21 protein-coding genes are annotated in these 24,206 nt (G+C 50.6%); 10 read left to right on the top strand and 11 right to left on the bottom strand.

The genetic code is table 11. From position 1 onward, the window contains the following. The first annotated feature begins 63 nt into the window (after nucleotides 1–63). Together IVG45_RS21970 and IVG45_RS21965 are read left to right on the top strand one after the other, a co-directional pair. A complete protein-coding gene (locus IVG45_RS21970; RefSeq protein WP_196435876.1) occupies nucleotides 64–1,242 on the top strand; it encodes a glycosyltransferase family 4 protein in 1,179 nt (392 codons plus the stop codon). Continuing rightward, on the top strand, nucleotides 1,239–2,342 hold the full coding sequence (locus tag IVG45_RS21965; protein WP_196435875.1) for a glycosyltransferase family 4 protein: 1,104 nt from the start codon (nucleotides 1,239–1,241) through the stop codon (nucleotides 2,340–2,342). Before IVG45_RS21970 ends, IVG45_RS21965 begins: the two co-directional genes overlap by 4 nt. 49 nt (nucleotides 2,343–2,391) lie before the next feature. Here the strand turns inward: IVG45_RS21965 and IVG45_RS21960 are convergent, their stop codons facing one another. Genes IVG45_RS21960 through IVG45_RS21950 form a run of 3 tightly spaced genes read right to left on the bottom strand, consistent with a single transcriptional unit; the run spans nucleotide 2,392 to nucleotide 5,170 of the window. Then, on the bottom strand, nucleotides 2,392–3,120 hold the full coding sequence (locus IVG45_RS21960; RefSeq protein ID WP_196435874.1) for a class I SAM-dependent methyltransferase: 729 nt from the start codon (nucleotides 3,118–3,120) through the stop codon (nucleotides 2,392–2,394). A gap of 11 nt (nucleotides 3,121–3,131) precedes the next feature. Then, nucleotides 3,132–4,289, bottom strand: a complete 1,158-nt coding sequence (locus IVG45_RS21955; protein WP_196435873.1) for a glycosyltransferase family 4 protein — start codon at nucleotides 4,287–4,289, stop codon at nucleotides 3,132–3,134. Then, nucleotides 4,286–5,170 (bottom strand): glycosyltransferase family 2 protein, encoded by an 885-nt coding sequence (locus IVG45_RS21950; RefSeq protein ID WP_196435872.1) that lies wholly within the window; start codon nucleotides 5,168–5,170, stop codon nucleotides 4,286–4,288. Before IVG45_RS21950 ends, IVG45_RS21955 begins: the two co-directional genes overlap by 4 nt. 383 nt (nucleotides 5,171–5,553) lie before the next feature. On the opposite strand from IVG45_RS21950, the gene IVG45_RS21945 reads away from it, so the two are divergent. From IVG45_RS21945 to IVG45_RS21935, 3 genes are all read left to right on the top strand, one after another. Next, on the top strand, nucleotides 5,554–5,907 hold the full coding sequence (locus IVG45_RS21945; protein WP_196435871.1) for an ArsC family reductase: 354 nt from the start codon (nucleotides 5,554–5,556) through the stop codon (nucleotides 5,905–5,907). Next, nucleotides 5,904–7,031 (top strand): succinyl-diaminopimelate desuccinylase, encoded by a 1,128-nt coding sequence (dapE, locus tag IVG45_RS21940; protein ID WP_196435870.1) that lies wholly within the window; start codon nucleotides 5,904–5,906, stop codon nucleotides 7,029–7,031. Before IVG45_RS21945 ends, dapE begins: the two co-directional genes overlap by 4 nt. A 226-nt stretch (nucleotides 7,032–7,257) precedes the next feature. Further along, nucleotides 7,258–7,989, top strand: a complete 732-nt coding sequence (locus IVG45_RS21935) for a TIGR00266 family protein (RefSeq protein WP_196435869.1) — start codon at nucleotides 7,258–7,260, stop codon at nucleotides 7,987–7,989. On the opposite strand, the gene IVG45_RS21930 is transcribed toward IVG45_RS21935, so the two are convergent. Next, complete coding sequence (locus tag IVG45_RS21930; RefSeq protein WP_196435868.1) at nucleotides 7,962–11,114, bottom strand: EAL domain-containing protein; 3,153 nt, start codon at nucleotides 11,112–11,114, stop codon at nucleotides 7,962–7,964. The genes IVG45_RS21935 and IVG45_RS21930 overlap by 28 nt on opposite strands. A gap of 52 nt (nucleotides 11,115–11,166) precedes the next feature. Further along, nucleotides 11,167–11,841 (bottom strand): RadC family protein, encoded by a 675-nt coding sequence (radC, locus tag IVG45_RS21925; RefSeq protein WP_196435867.1) that lies wholly within the window; start codon nucleotides 11,839–11,841, stop codon nucleotides 11,167–11,169. A 288-nt stretch (nucleotides 11,842–12,129) separates the two neighbouring features. Here radC and coaBC point away from each other — a divergent pair, with 288 nt between their 5' ends. From coaBC to argB, 4 genes are read left to right on the top strand one after another with little or no spacing between them, the layout of a single operon-like run. Then, entirely contained in the window at nucleotides 12,130–13,359 is a 1,230-nt protein-coding gene (coaBC, locus tag IVG45_RS21920; protein WP_330165401.1) for a bifunctional phosphopantothenoylcysteine decarboxylase/phosphopantothenate--cysteine ligase CoaBC, read from the top strand. Then, nucleotides 13,331–13,786, top strand: a complete 456-nt coding sequence (dut, locus tag IVG45_RS21915) for a dUTP diphosphatase (RefSeq protein ID WP_196435866.1) — start codon at nucleotides 13,331–13,333, stop codon at nucleotides 13,784–13,786. Before coaBC ends, dut begins: the two co-directional genes overlap by 29 nt. A gap of 24 nt (nucleotides 13,787–13,810) precedes the next feature. Next, nucleotides 13,811–16,474: a phosphomannomutase/phosphoglucomutase gene (locus IVG45_RS21910; protein WP_196435865.1), complete on the top strand. Its 2,664-nt coding sequence runs from the start codon at nucleotides 13,811–13,813 to the stop codon at nucleotides 16,472–16,474. Nucleotides 16,475–16,484: 10 nt separating this feature from the next. Then, nucleotides 16,485–17,378: an acetylglutamate kinase gene (gene argB, locus IVG45_RS21905; protein WP_196435864.1), complete on the top strand. Its 894-nt coding sequence runs from the start codon at nucleotides 16,485–16,487 to the stop codon at nucleotides 17,376–17,378. Here the strand turns inward: argB and IVG45_RS21900 are convergent. The 4 genes from IVG45_RS21900 to murJ all read right to left on the bottom strand — a co-directional run bounded on the left by IVG45_RS21900 (nucleotide 17,361) and on the right by murJ (nucleotide 21,363). Then, entirely contained in the window at nucleotides 17,361–18,365 is a 1,005-nt protein-coding gene (locus tag IVG45_RS21900) for a DUF4124 domain-containing protein (RefSeq protein WP_196435863.1), read from the bottom strand. The two genes, argB and IVG45_RS21900, sit on opposite strands and share 18 nt — an antisense overlap. A 16-nt stretch (nucleotides 18,366–18,381) precedes the next feature. After that, nucleotides 18,382–18,957, bottom strand: coding sequence for a YggT family protein (locus tag IVG45_RS21895; RefSeq protein WP_196435862.1), 576 nt, complete (start codon nucleotides 18,955–18,957; stop codon nucleotides 18,382–18,384). Beyond that, the gene (proC, locus tag IVG45_RS21890) at nucleotides 18,957–19,784 is read right to left on the bottom strand and encodes a pyrroline-5-carboxylate reductase (protein ID WP_196435861.1); all 828 of its coding nucleotides are present in this window, start codon (nucleotides 19,782–19,784) and stop codon (nucleotides 18,957–18,959) included. Before proC ends, IVG45_RS21895 begins: the two co-directional genes overlap by 1 nt. 94 nt (nucleotides 19,785–19,878) lie before the next feature. Further along, nucleotides 19,879–21,363, bottom strand: coding sequence for a murein biosynthesis integral membrane protein MurJ (gene murJ, locus IVG45_RS21885; RefSeq protein WP_230874691.1), 1,485 nt, complete (start codon nucleotides 21,361–21,363; stop codon nucleotides 19,879–19,881). A gap of 157 nt (nucleotides 21,364–21,520) precedes the next feature. Here murJ and rpsT point away from each other — a divergent pair, with 157 nt between their 5' ends. Continuing rightward, a complete protein-coding gene (gene rpsT, locus IVG45_RS21880; protein WP_196435859.1) occupies nucleotides 21,521–21,784 on the top strand; it encodes a 30S ribosomal protein S20 in 264 nt (87 codons plus the stop codon). 124 nt (nucleotides 21,785–21,908) lie between these two features. On the opposite strand, the gene IVG45_RS21875 is transcribed toward rpsT, so the two are convergent. Both IVG45_RS21875 and IVG45_RS21870 read right to left on the bottom strand, forming a co-directional pair. Beyond that, complete coding sequence (locus IVG45_RS21875; RefSeq protein WP_196435858.1) at nucleotides 21,909–22,205, bottom strand: hypothetical protein; 297 nt, start codon at nucleotides 22,203–22,205, stop codon at nucleotides 21,909–21,911. 442 nt (nucleotides 22,206–22,647) lie between these two features. Next, the gene (locus tag IVG45_RS21870; protein ID WP_196435857.1) at nucleotides 22,648–23,982 is read right to left on the bottom strand and encodes a L,D-transpeptidase family protein; all 1,335 of its coding nucleotides are present in this window, start codon (nucleotides 23,980–23,982) and stop codon (nucleotides 22,648–22,650) included. Nucleotides 23,983–24,206 lie beyond the last annotated feature (224 nt).

Below are 24,206 nucleotides of genomic sequence, written 5' to 3'. Positions count from 1 at the left end.
ACTATTACTAGATAGCGGTGAGTTAGGGTTCGAAGCCTGGATTGTCAACTTTTTTACGCCCCAATGAATCGCATAGGAATTTTTTTAGGATTTCCGCCGGAAGGTGGAGGAGTATTTCAGTATTCTCAATCTGTAGTCGAAGCTTTGGCGAGTCTCCCGCAAACTGAATTTACCATTGTTGTCGCTCATACTCAACCAGCATGGAGGGAAAAGTTAAGAGAATATGACAACAGATTCGAACTAGTACCTATCCAAGACAGCAAAATAGACGCGATGATTGGATTGGCATTACGAGTTGGATTACCAATCAGACCTTGGCGACTGGTTGCAAAATACATCCATCCTTTCACTCGTCTCCTGTTGAAACAAACTTGCGATTTGTGGATATTTCCGGCACAAGATGTTTGGACATACGCGATTCCTACTCCAGCCATAGGTGTCATTCATGACTTGATGCATCGCTATGAGTCGCGTTTTCCCGAGGTATCGAGATTCGGATTGTTTTACAGGCGAGAACGCCACTATCAGCGTCTTTGCCGTTATTCTGAAGGAGTTTTGGTTGATTCGGGAGTTGGTAAGCGTCAAGTGAAGGACTCTTATGCAGTGGCTGAAGAATGTATTCATGTTTTACCATTTGTGGCGCCCAACTATATCCTCAACGCACAAGTTCCGGAAGATTTTGACCGGCATTATTGCTTGCCTGAAAAATTCATTTTTTACCCTGCTCAGTTTTGGGAACACAAAAACCATATTAATTTATTGAGAGCACTTTACTTAATTCGTCAGGCTGTACCCAATCTACACTTGGTTTTGAGCGGTTCAAAAAAAAACGCCTATGCGAAAGTAATGCTTGAAATCGAGAATTTACAGTTGAGCGATCGAGTGCATGTATTTGGGTATGTGCCCGATGCAGATATCGGAATAATGTACAGGCGTGCTCGAGCCTTGGTGATGCCGACATTTTTTGGACCAACTAATATCCCCCCCTTGGAAGCCATGGCTGCCGGCTGTCCGGTGGCGGTTTCCCGCATTTATGGCATGCCGGAGCAGGTAGCAGACGCCGCTTTGCTATTCGACCCAGAATCAGTAAATGAAATTGCTCAAGTTATTCATAGACTCGCAACAGATGATGAACTATGTCAACGTTTGACCATAGCCGGTAAGTTGCGTGCAGCGCAATGGGGACAGCAACAATTCAATGAACGTTTTCGATTTATACTCAAATCGGTTATGCGTACATGAAAATAATTTGCCTATGCAAGCGCCGCCCGCAAGGAAGAGACCTTCTAACGCGCCCCTACGGACGTTTTTTTTATCTGCCTTATCATCTTGCCAAACAAGGGCACGATGTAACAATATTATTGCTCGGATACGGTGACGATCCTCCAATTCATTATAATGCGCATGGCATGGATTGGTATACTGAAAGTCTGCGTTCGCAAATTCATAGCCGTGGTACTTTGACTTATTTGAGACGTGCGCGGATACTTGTACAAACACATAAACCGGACTGGATCATTGGACTTTCTGACACGTGGTACGGCATTATGGCTGCTCATCTAGGAAGTCAATACGGCATTAAAATATTGATCGATGCCTACGATAACTACGAAAGCTATATACCATGGGCCAAACCTTTGCATTGGGCTTGGCGTTCCGCATTAAAAAGGGCCACTGCTTTAACCGCCGCCGGACCGGAATTGGCGGCTTTGATCAGTCGGGAGCGAGCAGAAAGCCCCGCAACGGTCATTCCGATGGCAGCCGACCCCATATTTCAACCTATTAATGACGAAAGTCTTCGGCGGCGGTTCGATTTGCCTGACGGAGTACCGCTAATTGGTTATTGCGGGGCACTTTATAAAAACAGGGGGGTTAGCACGTTGTTTCAAGCAATGGAATATTTGCTCAATGACGTTCCCGACGCCAAACTGGTCCTTTCCGGGCGTAAAGAACAAGGCCTCAAAATACCCAAAAAAATTGAGCACGCGGTAATCCAACTCGGTTATCTGCCGGACGAGAAAATGCCGTTGCTACTTAACGCTCTGGATATTTTGTTAGTTGTTAACCGGGATTCGGCATTCGGCAATTACAGTTATCCGGTGAAATTGTATGAGGCTATGCAATGTCGTAAACCTGTCATTGCTTCGAACGTGGCCGGTACAAGGTGGGTATTGCGAAATCATCCGGAATGTTTGACAGATGCCGGAAATCCAGAGTATCTAGCCAGACATATTCGGGATGCGTTGTTATGGAAAACAAAAGAATACACGCCGAATTGTGATTGGACAGATTCAGCACTAATGTTGAGCGATTTGCTAGAAACCTCTCAATCCGCAGCGTAACCGATTTCACTTCACTCAGACAACTTTCATTAAAGTTTAAAGATGCAGGCTATGACTTAGGTTCTTTTGAATTTGGCGAGGCTAAACAGCACAAATGGTAAACTTGATATTGCCAGCTTAGGGGCCAAACTAATAATAACAACGCTTGAATAAGTCGTGGCACCAACATACCGTAAGGTTTTCGCACGATCCAATATTTCGACAGAACATGAAAATCCGCCCATCGACTTACTATATTCAGGCCTTGTTGATTAAAGAGCGTTTGCCATTCATTCAAACTTTTAATTGTTTCTTTTACTTCCTGTTGTTGTGTACCTTTAAAAAAACCTAATCGAAAAGTCAGAAAGCCAGCATTGGGTACTAATATCAAAAAACGTGCATTCGGCTTGGCAACTCGAATCATTTCCCGGATAGCTTTAGGTTGATCCAAAAAATGTTCAAGCGCGCCTAAACAAGTAACAATGTCAAAATAAGCATCAGGGAATGGCAGATTTTCTGCAATACCCTCTTTTATACTATTGTTTGGAAACTTTTTTTGGCATATTTCAATTGCTCGCCCTGAAATATCAATACCATGGATATTTGCACCAAAATCTGATGCCGTCTTAAGCCAAGATCCCGTTCCACAAGCGATATCAAGAAGCTTCTCCCCTGGTTTTATGCCAATTTTTTTCGCTAATGACCAATAATGTCTATTTGGATTATCAGATTGTGAGATTTTCTGATAATAAACCTGATCATAAAAATCGCCGACAATTTTGTAATCCTTTTCATTCATTAGATGACCTATTAATTCGTTGATATTTCGTCACAGAGGTGCCTTAAATTGTTGCCGAAAATTTCCCATGAAAATTTTGCCGCATGCTGTCGGCAGCTAACTGCATTTACTTGATTGTTAATGGAATTTAGATTGATTAGACCATTCAAAACGGCTTCCGTCATGGCAGGATAGTCACTTGGTTTAATTAACCAGCCCGAAATACCATGATTCACTGCCTCGGGAACTCCACCAACGGCGAAAGCCACGGTTGGGAGACCATGCGCGGCAGCTTCTATTGCAACCATGCCAAATCCCTCTATATCTCCCGGCAGATCAATACCAGGAAAAACGTGCAAATGACTACATTGATATGCTTCTTCAAGTTGGGACTCACTGACATGACCCAAAAGAAAGACATGGTTATTAAGACCGCTGTCCCTTACCGCTTGAATTATTTTTTCTTTTACACCTACTTTATGATGCAATGCATTATTAGGTTCGTCGCCAATAATAACCAAAACACAACGAGGTTCCGCTTTGACGATATTCGGAAGGGAGTGAAGGATAAACTCCACCAACCCCTTGCGCTCAGTTAAGCGCCCGACACTCAAGAGAATTATAGAATCTTCGGCAATACCTATTTCAGATTTAAACCGATTAGGCATAATGCTTTTTGAAGCGGGTTTAGGTAATGCAACACCAGGATAAATAGTTTTGATTTTATTCGAGGCAATGCCTTTTTTGATCGCCAATTTGCCGGTGTTATGGCTATTTACCAAAACCGCATCGCAATTTCGAATAGCAGGAAGAAATAGCATTTGATAAAGCGGATTCGACACGACAAGATCCAAGCCATGAACGAATGTTACAACCTTGGTTTTGCAGATGTAACCAATTAACCACGCCGATAATGCGGTGGCCCCACTACCAGCAATAATCAGATCAGGTTTTTCTTTGCTACATAACACCAGTGTTTTCCAAAATGAATCCCATAAAAATGCAAATAAAGGTTTGTGTGGAAACTCACAATGCCGGGTCTCGGGGGTTAGATGAACATTACTACCGATCGGACCGGCGACCAGTGTATTGAAATCCTGATTTAATTCCAAGTAAATATGGTAATTGAGCCGTTCCATGCCGCCATTTAGGGGGGGAAAATTACGGGTCACCAGTAGAATTTTTTTCATCGCCATGTTCGCCGATTATCTTCAGCGGATCGATAATGCAAGGATGAAATCTGTTCGGAAAGAATACCAATCAAAAAAATCAATAACGAAGACAGCAATAACAACGCGCTCATATTGGTAAAACGACCGGTAGTTATAAATGTATAAGCATAATATGTTATTCCGGCGAGAAAAACCGTACCACTTATTGGGAGAAATAACCGCATGGGTGAAAATAATGAGCCTATTCTTAGAATAATAATAAAAAAACGCACACCATCCCTAAATATCTTGATATGACTTTTACCCTCCCGTTTCTCTGCATGAATAGGCACATAAGCCACCGGAAAACCCGAGCGAAAAAATGCCATGGTACTGGTGGTGGGATAGGAAAACCCGTTGGGCAGTAGATATAGAAATTTTCTGAATTTATCCGCTCTTACCGCACGATAGCCGCACGTCAAATCTTCAATACGATGCCCAGTCATCATAGAGGCCAATCGATTATAAAACCTATTACCTATTTTCCTGAGCCAGGAGGCCTGGGTACTGACATGTCTGGCTCCCACAGCCATATCGTACCCTTCTTCCAGTTTAGCTAACAGGGCGGGAATATCTTCAGGATTATGCTGTCCGTCCGCATCCATAAAAACCAGTATGTCGCCTTTTGCGTTTCTGGCTCCGGTTTTAATCGAAGCGCCGTTACCTTGGCTATAAGGGTGCCTTATGACATTCACATCCGTGTCCCGTGCTATTTGAGAGGTATTGTCGGTTGAACCGTCATCAATCACCAATATCTCGGCGTCAGGAACAATATTTTTTATTCGGAGTAATAATTCCCGCAGATTAAGCGCTTCGTTTTTTGCGGGAAGCACAATGCTAAGTTTGTTTTCTAAATTCATTAGAGTGAATTGAATAGGCAATTAAAAAATGTCGGAAAACACAATCCAACGAATTGAAGCAAAATTACTATCGACTTATGCTAGCCAATACCTTTTAATCATTACGAATGACATTATCGCCTTTAGCATAGTGAACAAATCAAAACACGGGAATTATTTTTTGCCCCCCTATTCAATTACCCTACAATGACTGCTGGCTGTATCGAAATAAAACCTTAACGGCTATCGGCTTAGCCAGCTCTGTAAACGAATGCTAATTTTATAGGTTCATCCTCGAAGCCCGATGATTGCTCGAGTTGAGTCAGTAAGCTACGGCAAAATCAACTAGCGTTATAATGCATCCCATCATTCAAACTTAACACACAACTACCCCGTTACACTCCATGCAGACTCATCCCATTATCGTCTACGGCATCAAAAACTGCGACAGCGTCAAAAAAGCCAGGGCCTGGCTGGATGGCCGCCAGCTCGGTTACCGTTTCCATGACTATCGCGTCGACGGCCTGGAACCCGCGTTGCTTCAGCAATTCATCGATAAACTAGGCATGGATGCGGTGCTTAATCAACGCAGCAGCAGTTGGCGCCAGCTCGGCGACGAACAAAAAAGTGATTTAACCCCTGAAAAAACCCTGCAACTGATGCTGAGTATACCTACTCTGATCAAACGCCCGATTGTTGCGATTGGCGATCAATTGCTGATCGGCTTCAACCCCGACCAATATGCCGCAATGCTATGACTGAAACCCTTACCCTATTAGAACAACTGATTCGGCGCGAGTCGGTCACGCCAAACGACGCAGACTGCCAGGATATACTAGCGCAACGCTTGAGCAAACTCGGTTTCAGCGATGAACGGATGAATTTTGCCGACACCCAAAACCTGTGGTTGCGGCGCGGACTAAATCCACCGTTGTTCGTGTTCCTAGGCCATACCGACGTGGTGCCGACCGGCCCCCTGACGGCCTGGGACTCGCCGCCATTCGAGCCTAGCATTCGCGACGGCAAATTATATGGCCGCGGCGCGGCGGACATGAAGGGCGGCATCGCGGCTTTTGTTACCGCCGTAGAACGCTTCATCTCGCAACATCCTTCTCATAAAGGCTCTATCGCGATCATGATGACCAGCGACGAGGAAGGCATCGCCACCAACGGCGTGGTAAAAGTCGTCGACGTATTGGAGCAGCGCCAGGAAAAAATCGACTGGTGTCTGGTCGGCGAGCCGTCCAGCGACAAGCTAATCGGCGATGTGGTACGGGTCGGAAGGCGCGGCTCTCTGAATGCCAAGCTGACCGTATTCGGCATCCAGGGCCATGTCGCCTATCCGGAACTGGCCGAAAACCCCATCCATACTGTCGCCCCGGCCTTGAAGGAACTAACCGAAGAAGTCTGGGATCAAGGCAACGCCTTCTTTCCACCGACCCGGCTACAGATATCGAATATCAACGGCGGCACGGGGGCGGAGAACATCATTCCCGGCCAATTGGAAATCCAGTTTAATCTGCGTTTTTGCACCGAACTGGACGAAGCCAGTATCAAAACCCGCACCCATGCGATACTGGATAAACACGGCTTCAAATACGATCTGCAATGGCGCTTGTCCGGTAATCCGTTTTTGACCTCGGGCGGTGCATTGATCGACGCCACCCACGCCGCTATCCAAAGCGTTTGCGGGTTCGAGACGATTGACGATACCGGCGGCGGTACTTCCGACGGCCGCTTCATTGCCCCCACCGGCGCGCAAGTGATCGAACTTGGACCGCTGAACGCCAGCATCCACAAGGTCAACGAGCATATCGGCCTGGACGAACTGGAAACCCTGAGCCGAATTTATGAACAAATATTGGTTAATTTGTTGGCTTAAGTGACTTTTGAGAAAGCTTGTACTCATTGTCGATACCAAATATGTCCGTCCGCTTAGTCAACGGCAAATTACTTGGATTGTGGGTACAATTATTGCCATAAATCGCCTTATGCCGGCATGTTCGTTAGATGCGGATTTATCCGCACTGTGCGAATGAATTTGCACCTACAAAATACTGCTCGGCTCTCAGAGAAGTTATTCACGTCCATATCGGGAGGACACAAGCATGCGCTGCCATCAAGTCGACTACCAAATCATCGGCCACGACATTCAAATGGTCGAAATCGAACTAGACCCCGGCGAAACCGTGATCGCCGAAGCCGGAGCCATGACTTATATCGAACAGGATATAGATTTCGAAGCCAAAATGGGCGACGGTTCCGGCGGGGTGATGGACAAGCTGTTTGGCATCGGCAAACGCATGTTGACCGGCGAATCGGTATTTCTGACTCACTTTAGCAACACAGGCAAGCAAAAACGGCGGGCCGCGTTTTCCGCGCCCTTCCCCGGCTCGGTCATTCCGTTGAATCTGGCCGAACTGGGCGAAGAAGTGATTTGCCAGCGTACAGCATTTTTGGCGGCCGCCTTCGGCACCCAGGTGGATATTGCCTTCAACAAGCGCCTGGGCAGCGGTTTTTTCGGCGGAGAGGGGTTTATCCTGCAACGCCTGCGCGGCGACGGCATGGCCTTCATTCACGCCGGAGGCACGGTGGTCCGGAAGGAATTACGCAACGAGACCCTGCGCCTGGATACCGGCTGTCTGGTGGCGTTCAGCGGCGACATCGATTACGACATCGGCATCAGCGGTGGCCTGACCAGCATGCTGTTCGGCGGCGAGGGGATATTTCTAGCCACCCTGAAAGGCACGGGTTCGGTCTGGATACAAAGCATGCCGTTTTCCCGGCTAGCCGAACGGGTGCTGAGTCATTATCAACCTCCATTGCAGGACAAGGGATAACTGTTTTCGGTTAAATCCTCTACCCGCGCCTCGCAAGATGCATCGAGCAATTGCTCGAATGCATCGGCGGACATCGGTTTACCAAACAAATAGCCTTGGCCGCGCTCGCAACCCAGTTGCTTCAACAACTCGAACTGGTCGACGGTTTCCACGCCTTCGGCCAGAGTCTTTAATCCCAGGGCATTCCCCAAATCGATAATCGCCTTGACGATGGCCGCATCATCGGAATTGGTGGTCATGTCATTCACAAACGAACGGTCGATTTTCAACAAATCGACGTTAAACGATTTAAGCCGGCCCAATGACGAATAATCGGTGCCGAAATCGTCGATCGCCAGCCCGAAACCACTTTGCCTTAATTGATGCAGAATGTTGGCGATATTGTCGGGATATTGCGCCAACCCACCTTCGGTGATCTCCAGCTCCAAACTGCTCGGGGACACGTTGAATTGCTGGCACAGCGACAGCATCCGATCGGCAAAATCCCGGTGTATCAATTGATGAATGGAGACATTGATGGCCAAATAACACGGCGGCAGTTGCTTGCGCGCTTGCCATGCCAACAGCCGCCGACAGGCTTGTTCCACCACCCATTCGCCGATAGCGACAATCAGCCCGGTTTCTTCGGCCAACGAAATAAAATTACTCGGCGCGACCTCCCCCAGCTCGGCGCTATTCCAGCGCAATAAAACCTCCGCGCCGATAATCGCTTGGCTTTCCATATCAATCAGCGGCTGATAAACCAGCGAAAATTCATTTTGCTCGATGGCGCTACGCAAGGCATGGCTGATCGACAGCCGGTTTTCCAAATTATGCGCCGATTGCTGCGAAAAAAACCGGTAGGTGTTGCGACCGGCATTCTTGGCTTCGTACATCGCGGTATCGGCGCGCTGAATCAAATCGCCCACTTGCTCGGCGTTATCCGGATAAATCACGATGCCTATACTGCCGCCGCCGTAAAAAGTATAACGTTCGTATTCATGGCCTTCGGACAACCGCCGGATAATAGTGTCGGAGATTTTTTCGCAAATTTCGACGGCATTTAACTCGGATACCGGCATAATGTCCTTCAGCAACACTACAAACTCATCGCCCCCCAGACGCGCCAGCAGATCGCTTTCCCGCAAACAACCGCGAATGCGTTCGGCAACGGTCTTCAACAATTGATCGCCGGCATCATGCCCCAGGGTATCGTTGACTTCCTTGAACCGATCCAGATCGATAAATAACAGCGCCAATTTGGTTTGGTGGCGCTTGGCCTGGATGATGGCCTGCTCCAACCTGTCGTAAAACAAACTGCGATTGGCCAATCCGGTCAGACTGTCGTAATAAGCCAATTGCCTGATCTTTTCCTCGGCCAGTTTATGCCGGGAAATGTCGGCAAAGGCGGCGATGTAATTCTGTACCCGATCCTTGTGATCGCGCACGGCGGTAATGGTCAGCCATTCCGGATAAATGTCGCCGTTTTTGCGTTTGTTCCAAATTTCGCCCTCCCATCTGCCGGTTTCATTTAGTATCCGCCACATAGCCGCATAATACTCGGCATCATGACGTCCGGATGACAGAATCGAGGGTTTTTGTCCCTTGATGTCTTCAACGCTGTATCCCGTTACTTCACAAAAGATAGGATTGACGTTCAACACTCGGTTGTTCGCATCGGTAACCATCAGGCAGGTCAAATTGTGTTCGAACGCCATATTCACCAACATCAACTCCAGCATGGCTTGCTTGGAACTGATCAATTTCGACAAGGTCGCTCCCAGTGTCATTAACATACCCGACTCCGCCGCATCGAATTGATGCCCGGCGGCCAGATACAAACACAACACGCCCTTGAGCCGTTGGTTAGTTAACAATGGGACGATGTAATGCCCATGATCGGGCATGCCTTCATATCGAATGGTGTGCCCCGCTTCGACGTGACCATGATGTTGAATTTCTCCCGTCACCGCCGCCCTGCCGCACAAACAACAGCCATGCTCGACCTTGGCGCAACTTTGCCGAATTTGGTTAGCCGGATTATGTTGGGCCACTCTATTCAGGACCTTATTATCGGCATCATTCAGAAACACCGCCGCGTTCGAAATCTGTTTCAGCCATGAAATGTTACAAATAATTTTTAGCCCGCTATCCATCAATTCCGACATATCCAGTTGATCCAACTGCAATGACAGCAATTGAGCGATAGCCCGTTGTGAATCAAGATTCTTTTGCGCATCCTGCTGGCTGTCGAAAAGAGTCCGGCTAGTCTGTTGCAACTGCCAGGCAACCGGCAAAACCAGTAGCATCAGCATCGCCACATCCAAGGCAGACTCCTGCAACAAGGTCGCATTGGCCGGCAAAATTGCCGGCATCATCAACATCACCAGCAACTCCGACAAACTGATCATTAGCAGGGTCTTCCAGATTTCAATTCTACTTTGCTGGAAAGCGCCGAATAGCAGCATCACCATCAAAAACAAACCTAGACTAACGACCAAGCTAATCAATTCCTCGCGATCGATTGCATCGGGCGATAGCGCCGCCAGGGAAACAGCGTCGGTCGGGAAATCCGCAGCCACCATGCCCGTATAATGCGGACTGCTGATGGCAATCCCGAGCGCCACGGCGCACAAAGCCAGCGCCAACCGGCGCGGATGACCTTGCTGCAAATATTCAAGCACCCAGACCAGCGCATAAGACGCGGTAAACATTAACAGGACAGAGACAACGCCCCACAAGGGATGATAGACGACGGGTGGCTGCATGCGCATCGCGGCCATGCCGGCATAATGCATGGCGGAAACCGCCAAAGTCAGGCAGCTTGCGGCCGAAAACCATCTGGACAAACCTTGTTGGCCACGACGTAAAATCAACATGGCCGACGAGGCGCCGGCAACGGCAAACAAATAAGACGCCAGAGTCAGGAAAGGATCAAATGCGATGGGAATACTCGGCTGAAAAGCCAGCATACCGATGAAATGCATGGACCAAGTACCCGTCGCAAGCGCCAACGCGGCCATCACTATGCGCAAGCCATTATCCACCCTGCCGTTGCCCCGCAACAGAAATAGCGTCGCGCCACAGCCAAAGATGACGATTAGAATTGAAATAACGACCAAACTCACATCATGGTCAAAATGCATAAACTTTTCCTTACAGCCGCGGCAATTTCTTGGCCGCCTGAATGCCTAGCGCTTAAATCAGCCCATGCTCGGCAAATGAATAGGGTTCCCCATCGCCCACGATGAAATGATCCAACACCCGAATATCAAATAAGGCCAAGGCCTGTTTGAGTTTATCGGTAATCTGTCTATCGGCCTGACTGGGTTCATTGATACCCGACGGATGGTTGTGGGCGAATATGACCGCCGCCGCATGATGGTACAACGACCGTTTCGCCACTTCTCGCGGATACACGCTGGCGCCGTCTATCGTGCCCCGAAACAACTCTTCCCACTGTATCACCCGGTGTTGATTGTCCAGGAACAAGCACGCGAAAACCTCGTAGCTGTAACCCCGCAGCTGCGCGCTGAGATAGGCTCGGGTAATGTCCGGGCTAGTCAGGGCATTGCCGCGCTGCAGGATTTCGGCAAAATGCCGGCGCGCCATTTCCAAAACCGCCTGCAACTGGGCATATTTGGCATCGCCCAAGCCATTGCTTTGACAAAAACGTTGCCGGTCAGCCGCCAGCAGTGCTTGCAAGGAACCATACTCGCTCAATAATTCCCGCGCCATATCCACCGCCGATTTTCCCGGAGTTCCCGTGCGCAGAAAGATCGCCAGCAATTCGGCGTCCGTCAACGCGGCAGCGCCGCGTTGCAATAATTTTTCTCGCGGCCGTTCGTCTACCGACCAATCCTTGATGCTCATGCGCCGCTCCGATGCGTTAAACCGGTTGTAAGCATAGAAGAGTCCGGCCAGTTTGCCAGCAAGCATTCGATAAATTTCAGTCTGAATCAATGAGTTGGTCCAATATACGGCAATCTCCGCCCATCCAAGCCGTTAAGCGCAACATATCCTCTGTTTAAAACTGTCATGGGCGCCACTATTTGCCGGCCGGGACGAATCAATCTGAAATAACTGTTTTAACAACCTGTTTCAAGGCATTGGCTAGACTTAATTACTAAAAGTCGATGCGCGGTAGGTATAATTCGCCCCATACACAATCTAAGGTACGCAATCATTAACAAGCGAATTCTATTAGGCGTTTGCGGCGGAATTGCCGCCTATAAATCGGCGGAACTGGTACGGCTACTGCGCAAGCAACATTGCCAGGTGCGAGTAATTATGACCCGCGCGGCTCAGCAATTTTTGACGCCACTGACATTTCAGGCATTAAGCGGAAACCCTGTGCACACCGAACTATTCGACGCCGAGCAGGAACAAGCCATGGGCCACATTCATCTGGCGCGCTGGGCGGATATATTGTTAATCGCTCCGGCCAGCGCCAATACGCTGGCCAAAATGGCTCACGGTTTGGCCGACGATCTATTATCGACACTCTATCTGGCGGCGGATTGCCCGGTATGGGTCGCTCCAGCCATGAATCAAGCCATGTGGCATAAACCAGTCACTCAGGACAATCTGGCCCGCCTGCGCCGACACGGCGTTCGGGTGATCGGCCCCGCCACCGGCGAACAGGCCTGTGGCGAGCAGGGTTTCGGCAGAATGAGCGAACCCGAACAAATTTGCGGCCAGTTACTCGCCCCTCCTACCCAGCCTGTTTTACAAGGCAGGAAATTGATGATCAGCGCCGGGCCGACCCGCGAACCGCTGGATCCGGTGCGGTTTATCAGCAATCGCAGTTCCGGCAAAATGGGCTATGCCTTGGCCGAGGCCGCGATCCGGGCCGGCGCCGACGTAACCCTGATCAGTGGCCCGGTAAATCTGTCGGCTCCAGCAACGGCCAAACTGATAAAAGTGGAAACGGCCCTACAAATGTACGAAGCCGTCATCGGCCATATAGCGGATTGTGATATTTATATTGGGGCGGCCGCCGTGGCCGACTACCGGCCCACCCAAGTGGAAGCTCGCAAGATCAAAAAACAGCACGAACACGGCATGATTGCATTGGAGAAAAACCCGGACATCATTGCCGTCGTAGCCGGCCTGCCCGACAAACCTTTTGTGGTAGGCTTCGCGGCTGAAACCGATGACCTGGAAAACTATGCTACCGGCAAGCTGCGCAATAAAAACCTGGATATGATCGCCGCCAACTGGGTCGGCCAAGGCGAAGGGGGCTTCGACAGCGACCGTAATGCCCTGCAGGTTTACTGGCCTGGCGGCAAAAAAAACCTGGCGATGACCGATAAACAGCAATTGGCGGCACAACTACTTAACCTGATAGCCGAGAGATTGAATGAAAAAAATCCAGCTCAAAATCCTTGATCCACGCTTGGGCAAGGACATTGCATTACCCAGTTACGCCACGCACGGTTCGGCCGGCCTGGATCTGCGCGCCTGTCTGGATAGAGCCACCACCCTGCAACCGGGCGAGTCGCTACTGATTCCGACCGGACTGGCGATTCACATCGAAGACCCTCGGCTGGCCGCCGTATTGCTGCCCCGCTCGGGCCTGGGCCACAAACACGGCATAGTGCTGGGCAACCTGGTTGGATTGATCGACTCGGATTATCAAGGCCAAATATTTGTTTCCTGTTGGAACCGGGGCGATAGCGCTTTTACCATCGAGATCGGCGAACGGATTGCGCAAATGGTGTTTGTGCCGGTCGTGCAAGCCGAATTCGAATGCGTGGCCGAATTCGACCAAACCCAACGCGGCAGCGGCGGTTTCGGCCACAGCGGCCGACACTAAATATAAGCCAGGGAGATCAACAGCATGGCACGTATCTTCAGCATCATCGCGGCCATTTCCGCGCTGATGGTCATACTGGCGGGCGGCGGCGCCTACTGGTTTTCCACCGCCAGCACGAAATACGCCAAGCAAGAAGCCATCACCACCGTCGCCAACGGCCTGGCCGCCGGCCTGTCCATGCAACTCGATACCTTACAAAACAGTGTCGATGGCGTGGCCCAATCACCCGATGTAATAGCGGCTCTCGCCAGCGGCAACCCCGAGTTGATCAATGCAACCGCGGTAAAACTACAACACGTAATACCGCACAACCTGCGGCTGCGCTTGCTGCCGCCCGGCGTCAACGATCTGGACCAGTCACAAAGTCCGCACATGGGTTTCGGCGATCTGGAAATGGTAAAAGCCACCCTGACCGGCCAGCCCAAACCGGTGATTCAAGGTGAAGGCGAGCATCGCCATCTGGCGTTTACCAGCCCGGTCAGCAACGGCCAACAAGTGATAGGCGTGGTGTTGGCCAGCGTCAAACCGGACTTGCCGCAAAAAATCGTTTCGAAAACCCAATTCAATAACGGCTTGATCGAACTTAAACAAGATCAACTGGTGCTGGCAACTATCGGCAACACCGATAACCGGGACGACGAGCCCAGATCGATTCAGTTGCCCAACGGCCGCTGGCAACTCGATACTTGGCCGGAAATCAAATTCAGCATGAGCGATACGGTGTTAATCATCACGATTATCGCCCTGCCGGCCTTGCTGGCCTGCCTGGGCTTTTTTATCAGCTATCGCAAATTGCACGACTTTTTCCTGCGTGACCAAAGCAGTATCCTGCGGGCGGCCAAGGACATGCTACAGGGCAAACATGTCGGCAATTATCCGATGCAACTGGAGGAAATGCAGCCGCTGATTGCCGCGATGGCCCAATTCAAGCGGGTTATAGGCCAGGATAATATTCCATTGTCCGAGACTGGCGATAACAAGGAATACGACTTTTTTGACGAATCATTCGACATCGATTTCCTGGACGAAAGCCCGGCCGCCGCTAACGAACCACTGCAAACCGCTCCGATTAAAATTCCAGACCTGCCGGTGTCGATGCCGAATATCGACGATAGCGATGACTGGCAAACTCCGAGTCAAGCCGCGGCAACCTCCGTTCCGATACCAAGCAGCGCCAAACCGGAACTGCGGACTGAAACAGCGGAGTCCATGCCAGTGAGGGAAAGTTGGGACATGGATTTTACAGCCACACCCACCAAGACCGCAGCCCCGGCCCAGCCAAGCACGGCAACGCTTGCCGATAGCCAGCCGTTGCCGGTTGCCAGTATTTTCCGCGACTACGACATCATCGGCATCGTCGGCAAAAATATCAACGAAGACATTGTCGCCAACCTGGGCCGGGCATTTGCCAGCGAAGCCAGGCAGCTCGGCATCAAGACCATCGTGGTAGCCAGGGACGGCCGTACGTCCAGCCCGGTTTTGAGCGCCGCCCTGATCAAGGGCATCACCTCGGCCGGCTGCGACGTGCTGGACATCGGCCTGGTGCCGACGCCGATACTGTATTTCGTCAGCCATCATAGCGAAGGCCGTAGCGGGGTTATAGTGACCGGAGGCCAGCATCCGGCCGATTACAACGGCCTGAAAATGGTCCTAAACGGAGAACCGCTGTCCTCGGAGCAAATCCAGGGTCTGAAATCCCGCATCGAGCGCAATGATTACAACCAGGATCAAGCCGGTTCGGTCGAACAAAACAGCCTATTCAGTAGCGAGTATATCGGCATCATTTCCGAAGACACCCATATCGTGCGGCCAATGACCGTGGTCATGGACTGCGCGAACGGTGCGGCCGGTGAACTGGGCCCCATGCTATTGAAAACCATCGGTTGCGACGTGGTCGAGCTTTATTGCGAAATTGACGGACAATTCCCCAACCATCAACCCGACCCCGGCAATCCGGCCAACCTGGACGCCTTGATCAAAGCCGTCAAACTGAATAATGCCGATGTCGGGATTGCCTTTAATGGCGACGGGGATAGGATGCTGCTGGTTGATTCCGCCGGCAAGATCATCTGGCCGGATCGGCAAATGATGCTGTTCGCACGGGACGTTCTAGCTTCCAAACCGGGTTCCGAAATCATATACGACGCGGCCTGTTCCAAACACTTGCCCGAAAAAATCAAACAACGCGGAGGCTATCCGGTGCGGTGGAAAAGCGGCGCCACTCCGCTGCAATCGCGGCTGCGAGAAACCGGCGCGGCCTTGGCCGGCGACATGAGCGGACATTTTCTGTTCAACGACCGCTGGTTCGGGTTTTCCGACGCGCTGTATGCGGCGGTACGCATGATAGAAATCCTGTCCGCCGACATGCGCTCCAGTAGCGAAATGTTCGACGATCTGCCGGACAGTATCAGTACCCCCGAACTGTATGTGCCTTTGGCGGATGGCGAAAGTATCCGTTTTATCGAGCAGATGTTCAGCCTGGCCCAATTCAACGATGCCGACATCGTCAACATCGATGGCATGCGCGCGGAATTTCCGGACGGCTGGGGACTGGTCAGAGCCTCCAATACCTCGCCGGCCTTGGTTGTCCGTTTCGAAGCCGATACCCGCGAAGCCTTGAACCGGATTCAGGCACAATTTAAATATTTGATGCTGCAAATCAAACCCGATATTTCTCTTCCTTTTTAACCCAATTGACATGAAAGAAAAAACCGCGCACCAGATTGCCCATGTTCTGATCGAAGCCTTGCCCTATATTCAAAAATTCAAGGGCAAAACCGTCGTGATCAAATACGGCGGCAACGCCATGATAGACGACAAACTGAAACAAGGCTTCGCCCGCGACATCGTGATGATGAAACTGGTCGGCATCAACCCTATCGTGGTTCACGGCGGCGGACCGCAAATCGGCGACTTACTGAAAAGGCTGGGCAAAACCTCGGAGTTTATCGACGGTATGCGCGTAACCGACAGCGAAACCATGGATGTGGTGGAAATGGTGTTGGGCGGCTTGGTTAACAAGGAAATCGTCAATATGATCAATATGCAGGGCGGCAAGGCGGTGGGCTTGACCGGCAAGGACGGCAATTTTATCCATGCCCGCAAGATCAATATCACCAAGGCCGGCGCCAATCTGGACGACGCGCCCGAGATCATCGATCTGGGCCATGTCGGCGAAGTCAGCAGCATCGATCCGGCCGTGGTGGAAATGCTGGGTAACAGTGATTTCATTCCGGTGATTGCGCCGATCGGGGTCGGCAAGGATGGCCATTCCTACAACATCAACGCCGATCTGGTGGCCGGCAAGGTGGCGGAAGTGTTAAAGGCTGAAAAACTGATGCTGCTGACCAATATCCCCGGCATTATGGACAAGGAAGGCAACTTGTTGACCGGCCTGACCTTGACCGACATCGACAACCTGATCGCCGACGGCACGATCTCGGGCGGCATGATTCCGAAAACCCGCTGCGCCACCGACGCCTTGAAAGGCGGCGTCACCAGCGTGCATATCATCGACGGCCGCATCGAACATTCGGTATTGCTGGAGTTGTTTACCGATAAAGGTATCGGTACCTTACTGCTGCGACGTTAGTTGTTGCTGAATATAAGCGGCGAAGCCCCGGCGGATGGCCTGGGCTTTTTCGCCAGCGCACAATTCGTTACCGATATTGGACGCTTTGCAACGTATATCCAAAAAAAGCTGCTGGCCGCCGTCTTTATCCAACTTGGATACCGACAGGCTCAAGTCGTCATCGTTGAAGGGCGCTGCCGTCATGACCAATTTATCCGTTTCCACATCGCGCCCGGTAGTGGCGTATTGATAGACGAACTGGCCGGCAACTTTCCAGGCTTTTTCGCATTGCGCGGCATCCTGGCAAACAAATAGCCCTAATTCGTTATTGCTGTTGTTTAGCGCCTGGTCAACCTGGCCGGTTTTGCCGCCGCCGGCGTAATCTTGGGTCAAAAACTGGAAGCGGGCAATGTCGGCTCTAAACTCTTTTTCGACGGTTTGCCGTTTTAGCTCATGCCGTCCCAACTCCTGCTTGACCAGATCGATCTGTTGCCGGGTCGAGGTAATATCATCCAGCAATTTTTGCGGCACCTTTTGAGCATTACGCTCATGATTGGCCGCTTGCTGTTGCTGTTGCAGCAATTGCTGTTCGAAGCGTTGAATGTTGCCTTGGATGACTCTTTTTTCGCCATCCATCAGCGCCAACTTGTTTTCCAGCGCCCTGTTCAAGTCGTCCAGGCTGCGATAGGTGGCCAGTAGCACTTTATCGTTGGCCGCCTGCTTGGCTATTATTTTTTCCTGTTCCTTGCGCAAGGCTTCCAGTCGTTTTTGCCGCTCCAACTCTTCCGCGCTCTTGGCTTTTTCCACCCTATCGAGCACCCTGGCTTTTTCGTTCAAGGTTTCTCGCTCGTGTTGCACCTGATCCGGCGGCACTTGGTCGGAAAAGTAGACATTGCCATTTTCATCGACCCAACGATACATTTTTTTTTTGGCGTGGCAATCCGCCGCGCCGACCAACAGCAACGGAAAAACCAGGATCAATGCAATTGATTGAAGCTTGAAGCGCATCGTTTGGGCGCGGCGGCTAACTTAGTAAACCGGCCAACTGATGCAACGGCGGCAAAATCATCATTTTTGCCAGTTGCAGCAGTACCAGGGCTACCAACGGAGACAAATCGATACCCCCCAAATCCGGCACGACTCGGCGGCAGATATTCAAGATCGGATCCGTCAAGCTGTATAGCAATGACGAAGCACCGCTATAACTGCCGGGGGCGAACCAACTGAGGATGGCACCGGCAAAAATGGCATAGACGAAAATATCCAACAGCATTTTCAATAAATCGGTAAACGATAAGACCGCCAGCCCCACGATGCTGATCATAACCCCCTTGATGGCCAAAATCGCAAAGTTAGCCAGAATCTGCAAGGCTAAAGCCAATACCAACGAAGAGGTATCGATCCGACCGACGGCGGGAATAAAACGCCGCATCATCCGCAATGGCGGATGGGTGATCTTTACCAGCAACTGGGATATCGGGTTATAAAAATCGGCCTGGGTCCACTGCAATAAAAAACGCAGCATCACGGCCAAAATGTACAACGAAAACAGGGTGTCGATCAAAAACACCACGGGGTCTGTCATGTAATTAGAACCCATTAATCGGCTCCCAGTTGTTTGGACATTTCAATGGAACGATCCCTGGCCGCGTGCAAGGCTTTCGACACCAGGTCGACAAAACCGTTTTGCTGAAAAGCTTCTATGGCTTTCTGAGTCGTGCCGCCGGGCGAGGTGACCCTTTCGCGCAATTGCGCCGGCGATTCGGCCGACTCCAGCGCGATCTTAGCCGCGCCCAACGCGGTTTGTTGTATCAACAGACGCGCGGTGTGTTCGTTCAAACCCATTTCGAGAGCCGCTTTTTCCATCGCTTCCATCATCAAAAAGAAATAAGCTGGCCCGCTACCCGATACCGCCGTGACGGCATCCAGTTGATTTTCATCCTCGACCCACAACGACAAGCCAACGGCCCGCAAAATGTTTTCAGCCAGGTCTTTTTGTTCTTCGTTGACATTGCCGTTAGCGTGCAACGCTGTCGCCCCGGTCAACACCAGGGCCGGGGTATTGGGCATGCAGCGCACAATGGCGACATCGCTCCCTAACCACAGCGCAAGGCTAGTCTGGGAAATACCGGCCGCTATCGAGACCACCAATACCTCTTTTTGGCGTGCCGCCGGGGCAATTTGCAAGGCGACTTCCCGCAGGGCTTGCGGCTTGACGGCCAGCACCACCACATCCACTTCCCGCACGATGGTGGCATTATCCGTGGAAACATTGACGTTGAGATGGTCCCGATGCGATTGCAGCACGGCGGAAGCCGTATCGGACACCCAAATCTGCTGTGGTGAATGTCCACTGGCGATCAGCCCGCTCATCAGACTGGTTGCCATATTACCGCCCCCGATAAAACCGATTGTTCTTGTTTTCATAGCTCGCTATTTGATGTAAATCCAATGATCTAAAAATGAAGTTGACGCATTCTACATGACTATGGAGGCACTATAGCAAATCTCAAGTGCCGGCTTAGTGTTCGTTCAAATGGCGCGGCCTGATACCCGACAGCCATAAACTGGCCAGATAAACCAGCATGGCCAACACTATCATCATCGCCAATTGTCCGCCACGCTGGGAAACATCCCACCCCAGCCAGGATTGTCGATCCACAAAATATTGTAAAAACAGCGACATTGCGCCACTGGCAAACACAATCCTCGGCATAAACACAGCCCAAGCATTGCCTGGCAGGTAGACTCTTTGTTTAATCAATCCAGCCAGTAACAGGCCGGCATTCAGATAAGCCGACAAAGTGGTTGCTAGTGCCACGCCGGCATGCGCCAGCGGTAATACCAATATTGCATTTAGCACGACATTACAAATGATCGAATAGACTCCGAAACGCACCGGGGTTTTACTGTCCAGCCGCGAGGTAAAACCCGGCACCAAGACTTTAATCAAAATAAACGCCAGCAACCCCATGGCAAAGGCCATCAGACTCTTGCTGGCCATCACCACATCGTTAGCACTGAATTCGTTATATTGAAACAAGGTCGATAATACCGGCTGCGCCAACAGCACCAAACCCAGCGTGGCCGGCAAACCGACGATCAACACCAGCTTCAGCCCCCAATCCAGCGACCTGGAGAAAGCCACGCTATCTTCGGCGGCATGATTTTTCGACAAACTCGGCAAAATCACCGTCGCCACCGCCACACCCAATATCCCCAACGGAAACTCCACCAACCGGTCTGAATAATATAACCAGGAGACGCTGCCGGAGGTCAAAAACGAGGCGACCAAGGTATCGAACAGCAGGTTGACCTGGACCACCGAAACACCAAAAATAGCCGGAACCATCAGCTTAAGCACCCGCCTGACGCCGGGATCATGCCAGCCCCAACGAAGCCTTGGCAACAAACCCAACCTTATCAATACCGGTATCTGAAAAAACAACTGTACCAGGCCGGCGACAAACACCCCCCACACCAGCGCCATGATGGGCTCGGGAAACAATGGCGCCAGCCAGACGGCAGCCAAAATCATGCAGATATTCAGAAACACCGGCGTGATGGCCGGCACCGCGAATTTGCCATGCGCGTTTAAAATCGCCCCGGCGAAAGCGGTCAACGAAATGAACAGCAGATAGGGAAAGGTAATCCGCAACATCGCCACCGCCATTTGGTATTGCTCGCCTTCCCACGAAAAGCCCGGCGCAAAAAACACAATCAACAACGGCGCCGCGACAATCCCGACCAACGTCAATCCCATCAGCAACACCGTCAAGGTACCAGCGGTTTTGTCGACGAACGACTTAAGCTCGCCAGGATCGTTCTTGTGCTTGTAATCGGACAGAACCGGTACGAAAGCATGGGCAAATGCGCCCTCGGCAAACAGGCGCCGCAAGAAATTGGGTATTTTGAAAGCCACGAAAAAGGCATCGGTTGCGCCGCTGACTCCAAATAGATTGGCGATCAACATATCCCTGACAAAACCCATGATCCGCGAAATCATGGTCATACTGCTAACGATCGCGGTGGATTTATACAACTGCTTGGTCAATCCCGGCCTCTTTCCTGTTCTGATGGTTTTAACTATTTATGTGTTGACAATCATAGCATCCAAAAAGATAATGTGCGGTTTCTAATTAACTCGAATGAACTGATACTTTATGGCTAATTCACCCCAAGCTAAAAAAAGAGCGCGTCAGGCAGAGAAAAGCCGTATTCGCAATGCCGGACAACGCAGCAACCTGCGTACCTTCATCAAAAAAGTAATCGCAGCCGTCAGAGCTGGCGATAAAGAGCAGGCTCAAGCCGCATTCAAATCGGCTGTTCCGGTCATTGATTCGGCCGTCACCAAAGGCCTGATTCACAAAAACAAAGCCGCTCGCAGCAAAAGCAGACTGAACAGCAGACTGCGCACCATGGCTTAATCCTAAGCTAGGAACAAATACCAAAAGGCTGATGCCCTCCCGGCATCGGCCTTTTTTTTGCGCAACGATCCGCCCGGCTCGCAAGTTATGCCTCCTTGCGTCGGCACACCTGCCGCGCTTAATATCATGAAAATTGAGCGATCATATCTTGTTGTATCTTGCGGACCCTATGATTGAACTCATCGGATTTAACGGTGATATTTTTAAGCGGATCGTGTTTGCTCAGCACCAAATCCCTGATAGCGTCATTGTTCCAGGATGAGTGGTTGTCATCAATCATTCGCAGGACAGCGTTCAATCGATTAGCAGCGTAAATCACATCGTCCTCGTCATCGACACCGTCAAAATTCCGCAAATCTTTTATGGCGCACTTGATTTGAAGCAAGCTATTGTTTGAGTCAAAGGGCTTAGTTTGTACCATGCGTTATCTCCAGCTACAAGCGATGAATATGAAGGTTGGTTTCATTTGGATTCCAATATCACATCCGCCTCTTAAATGAATCTTAACCAAATTCACTGGCGATAACTGGAGTGCTAGAAACAGTGGAGGACACCAAAGCCTGGCCCAGCCCCAAGACGCGAAGAGGATTAACCGTTCGATTTGAAATCGATAACGTTCAATATCCTAAGAGCCTGATCCTCTCCGATGCGGAATTGAACACTAGCAAGATCGAGCGCAATGAGTTTCACGGTTAATGGAACTATTGCATTCGCTGCAGATAGCCTGTTTAACTCATTTTTTAACAGCCCCTAAAACCAGATAGCCGTGTGAAACTGGATAAAAGCGATAGTTTTCGGGAGCGTCATCCGGAAGTCAACAATAAGCCGCTTTATGACCGAATGTTTTTTCAAGCCCCTCGTTGCTAATGAACTTGCGGCTTGACCGGCGTTACCTCCATGTCGAAATTACTCTTAATCCGCTTAGCCACTGCCTGGGTTTCCTTCTTGTTTTTAAACGGTCCCGCCACCACTTGATACAAGCCGTCTTTTTCAATTTTACGCGCGGGAATTTGCGGCCCTTGATGATTCAGCATCGCCGCTAACTTTTGCGCCTCGGTCTCGCTACTAAAACTTGGCGTTAAAATCGACCAATCGCGTTCGGTCAACTCGTTCACGGCGGGTTGACCGTATAGCCGATCGGGCCGCCGAACTTTGATCGCATCGACCACCAACTCCGGCAAATCGGGGCTACCCAGTAAAACCGGGGTTGGAACGCCATCGGCCCGCGCTAAAATTGCATCAACTCGCGGCCAGTCAATGCTGGCATTTTTCTCGACCGCCAATTTCTCCAATTTTTTACGCAGGTTTTTTTGCAATTGTTTTTCTTGCTTGGCCCACTTATCCAGCGGCCGATGGGCCTCCAGATACAGCGTATCGCCATCCCATGCCACCAAATAAGGTTGATGCACGATGCGGACCTGGGTGCCGACACTGACTTGGTTGAACAACACCTCGACATCTTCCGGATATAGCTGCACGCAGCCATGACTGACCTGCATGCCTATGCCATAGGGTTTGTTAGTGCCATGAATCAAATAGCCGCTAAAGCCCAGCGGCATGGCGTAATTGCCCAGCGGATTATCGGGACCGGCCGGAATGACTTTGGGCAAGGGCTCGCCCAGCAATTGATGTTCACGATGAATCGACTCCGGTACCGTCCAGGCCGGCTCGGCCTTCTTGGCCACGATTTGGGTGACCCCCAGCGGGGTATTCCAACCATCCCGCCCAATGCCTATGGGATAGGTCAGCACCTTGCCCTGATCCTGCGGGTAATAAAACATCCGCATATTGGCCAGATTCAACACGATACCTTTGCGCGGCGCCTCCGGAAGCACAAACTGCAGCGGCAACAATACCGATTGGTCTTGCTTTAAAACCCAAGGATCTAGTTGGGTGTTGGCCGTCGCAATATCATTGAACCCCAGCCCATAATGCCGTGCCAAATCGGACAAAGTATCCAGCTCCAGGCTATCGACGCTGGCCAACGAACCGACCATATTCTGATCGGCGGCAATCGAATAGGCATGGCTTTCGATGGATTCAGCCTTTCCCGTCACCACGGAAAGCTCGGGACTGGAAGGCGTAAACGACAAGGTTTGACAGCCACTCAGAAACAAACCAAACAACAGAACAGGCACAATTTGCGGCGACACTGCCTTGAAACCAAAAAACTGACGAGATTGAACGGACGAAATCATGATCTAAGCGAATAAACAATTTAGGTGGCTTAAAAATAGCCTCTTTTAGCAACAACTGTTGCGTTTTAACTAAATCCTCATCTCATTGCCGCGTTCCGCCGCCACAACCCGAGCCGGATTTGCCAGTAGAAATAAATCGGCAATAACGATTTTTGTCACAAAACCGCAACATTGAATATTTAATATTGATCCGACAATCAGGGAGATTTACGGCGACTTACCCG

The organism is Methylomonas sp. LL1, assembly GCF_015711015.1.
Taxonomy (GTDB): Bacteria; Pseudomonadota; Gammaproteobacteria; order Methylococcales; family Methylomonadaceae; genus Methylomonas.
This window is presented reverse-complemented; position numbering and strand designations above follow the sequence as displayed.

What these genes read in the sequence shown, in the direction of transcription:
- IVG45_RS21970 (WP_196435876.1), top strand. Translation starts at nt 64, where the DNA reads ATGAATCGCATAGGAATTTTTTTAGGATTTCCGCCGGAAGGTGGAGGA.
- IVG45_RS21965 (WP_196435875.1), top strand. Translation starts at nt 1,239, where the DNA reads ATGAAAATAATTTGCCTATGCAAGCGCCGCCCGCAAGGAAGAGACCTT.
- IVG45_RS21960 (WP_196435874.1), bottom strand. Translation starts at nt 3,120, where the DNA reads ATGAATGAAAAGGATTACAAAATTGTCGGCGATTTTTATGATCAGGTT.
- IVG45_RS21955 (WP_196435873.1), bottom strand. Translation starts at nt 4,289, where the DNA reads ATGAAAAAAATTCTACTGGTGACCCGTAATTTTCCCCCCCTAAATGGC.
- IVG45_RS21950 (WP_196435872.1), bottom strand. Translation starts at nt 5,170, where the DNA reads ATGAATTTAGAAAACAAACTTAGCATTGTGCTTCCCGCAAAAAACGAA.
- IVG45_RS21945 (WP_196435871.1), top strand. Translation starts at nt 5,554, where the DNA reads ATGCAGACTCATCCCATTATCGTCTACGGCATCAAAAACTGCGACAGC.
- dapE (WP_196435870.1), top strand. Translation starts at nt 5,904, where the DNA reads ATGACTGAAACCCTTACCCTATTAGAACAACTGATTCGGCGCGAGTCG.
- IVG45_RS21935 (WP_196435869.1), top strand. Translation starts at nt 7,258, where the DNA reads ATGCGCTGCCATCAAGTCGACTACCAAATCATCGGCCACGACATTCAA.
- IVG45_RS21930 (WP_196435868.1), bottom strand. Translation starts at nt 11,114, where the DNA reads ATGCATTTTGACCATGATGTGAGTTTGGTCGTTATTTCAATTCTAATC.
- radC (WP_196435867.1), bottom strand. Translation starts at nt 11,841, where the DNA reads ATGAGCATCAAGGATTGGTCGGTAGACGAACGGCCGCGAGAAAAATTA.
- dut (WP_196435866.1), top strand. Translation starts at nt 13,331, where the DNA reads ATGAAAAAAATCCAGCTCAAAATCCTTGATCCACGCTTGGGCAAGGAC.
- IVG45_RS21910 (WP_196435865.1), top strand. Translation starts at nt 13,811, where the DNA reads ATGGCACGTATCTTCAGCATCATCGCGGCCATTTCCGCGCTGATGGTC.
- argB (WP_196435864.1), top strand. Translation starts at nt 16,485, where the DNA reads ATGAAAGAAAAAACCGCGCACCAGATTGCCCATGTTCTGATCGAAGCC.
- IVG45_RS21900 (WP_196435863.1), bottom strand. Translation starts at nt 18,365, where the DNA reads ATGCGCTTCAAGCTTCAATCAATTGCATTGATCCTGGTTTTTCCGTTG.
- IVG45_RS21895 (WP_196435862.1), bottom strand. Translation starts at nt 18,957, where the DNA reads ATGGGTTCTAATTACATGACAGACCCCGTGGTGTTTTTGATCGACACC.
- proC (WP_196435861.1), bottom strand. Translation starts at nt 19,784, where the DNA reads ATGAAAACAAGAACAATCGGTTTTATCGGGGGCGGTAATATGGCAACC.
- murJ (WP_230874691.1), bottom strand. Translation starts at nt 21,363, where the DNA reads ATGATTTCGCGGATCATGGGTTTTGTCAGGGATATGTTGATCGCCAAT.
- rpsT (WP_196435859.1), top strand. Translation starts at nt 21,521, where the DNA reads ATGGCTAATTCACCCCAAGCTAAAAAAAGAGCGCGTCAGGCAGAGAAA.
- IVG45_RS21875 (WP_196435858.1), bottom strand. Translation starts at nt 22,205, where the DNA reads ATGGTACAAACTAAGCCCTTTGACTCAAACAATAGCTTGCTTCAAATC.
- IVG45_RS21870 (WP_196435857.1), bottom strand. Translation starts at nt 23,982, where the DNA reads ATGATTTCGTCCGTTCAATCTCGTCAGTTTTTTGGTTTCAAGGCAGTG.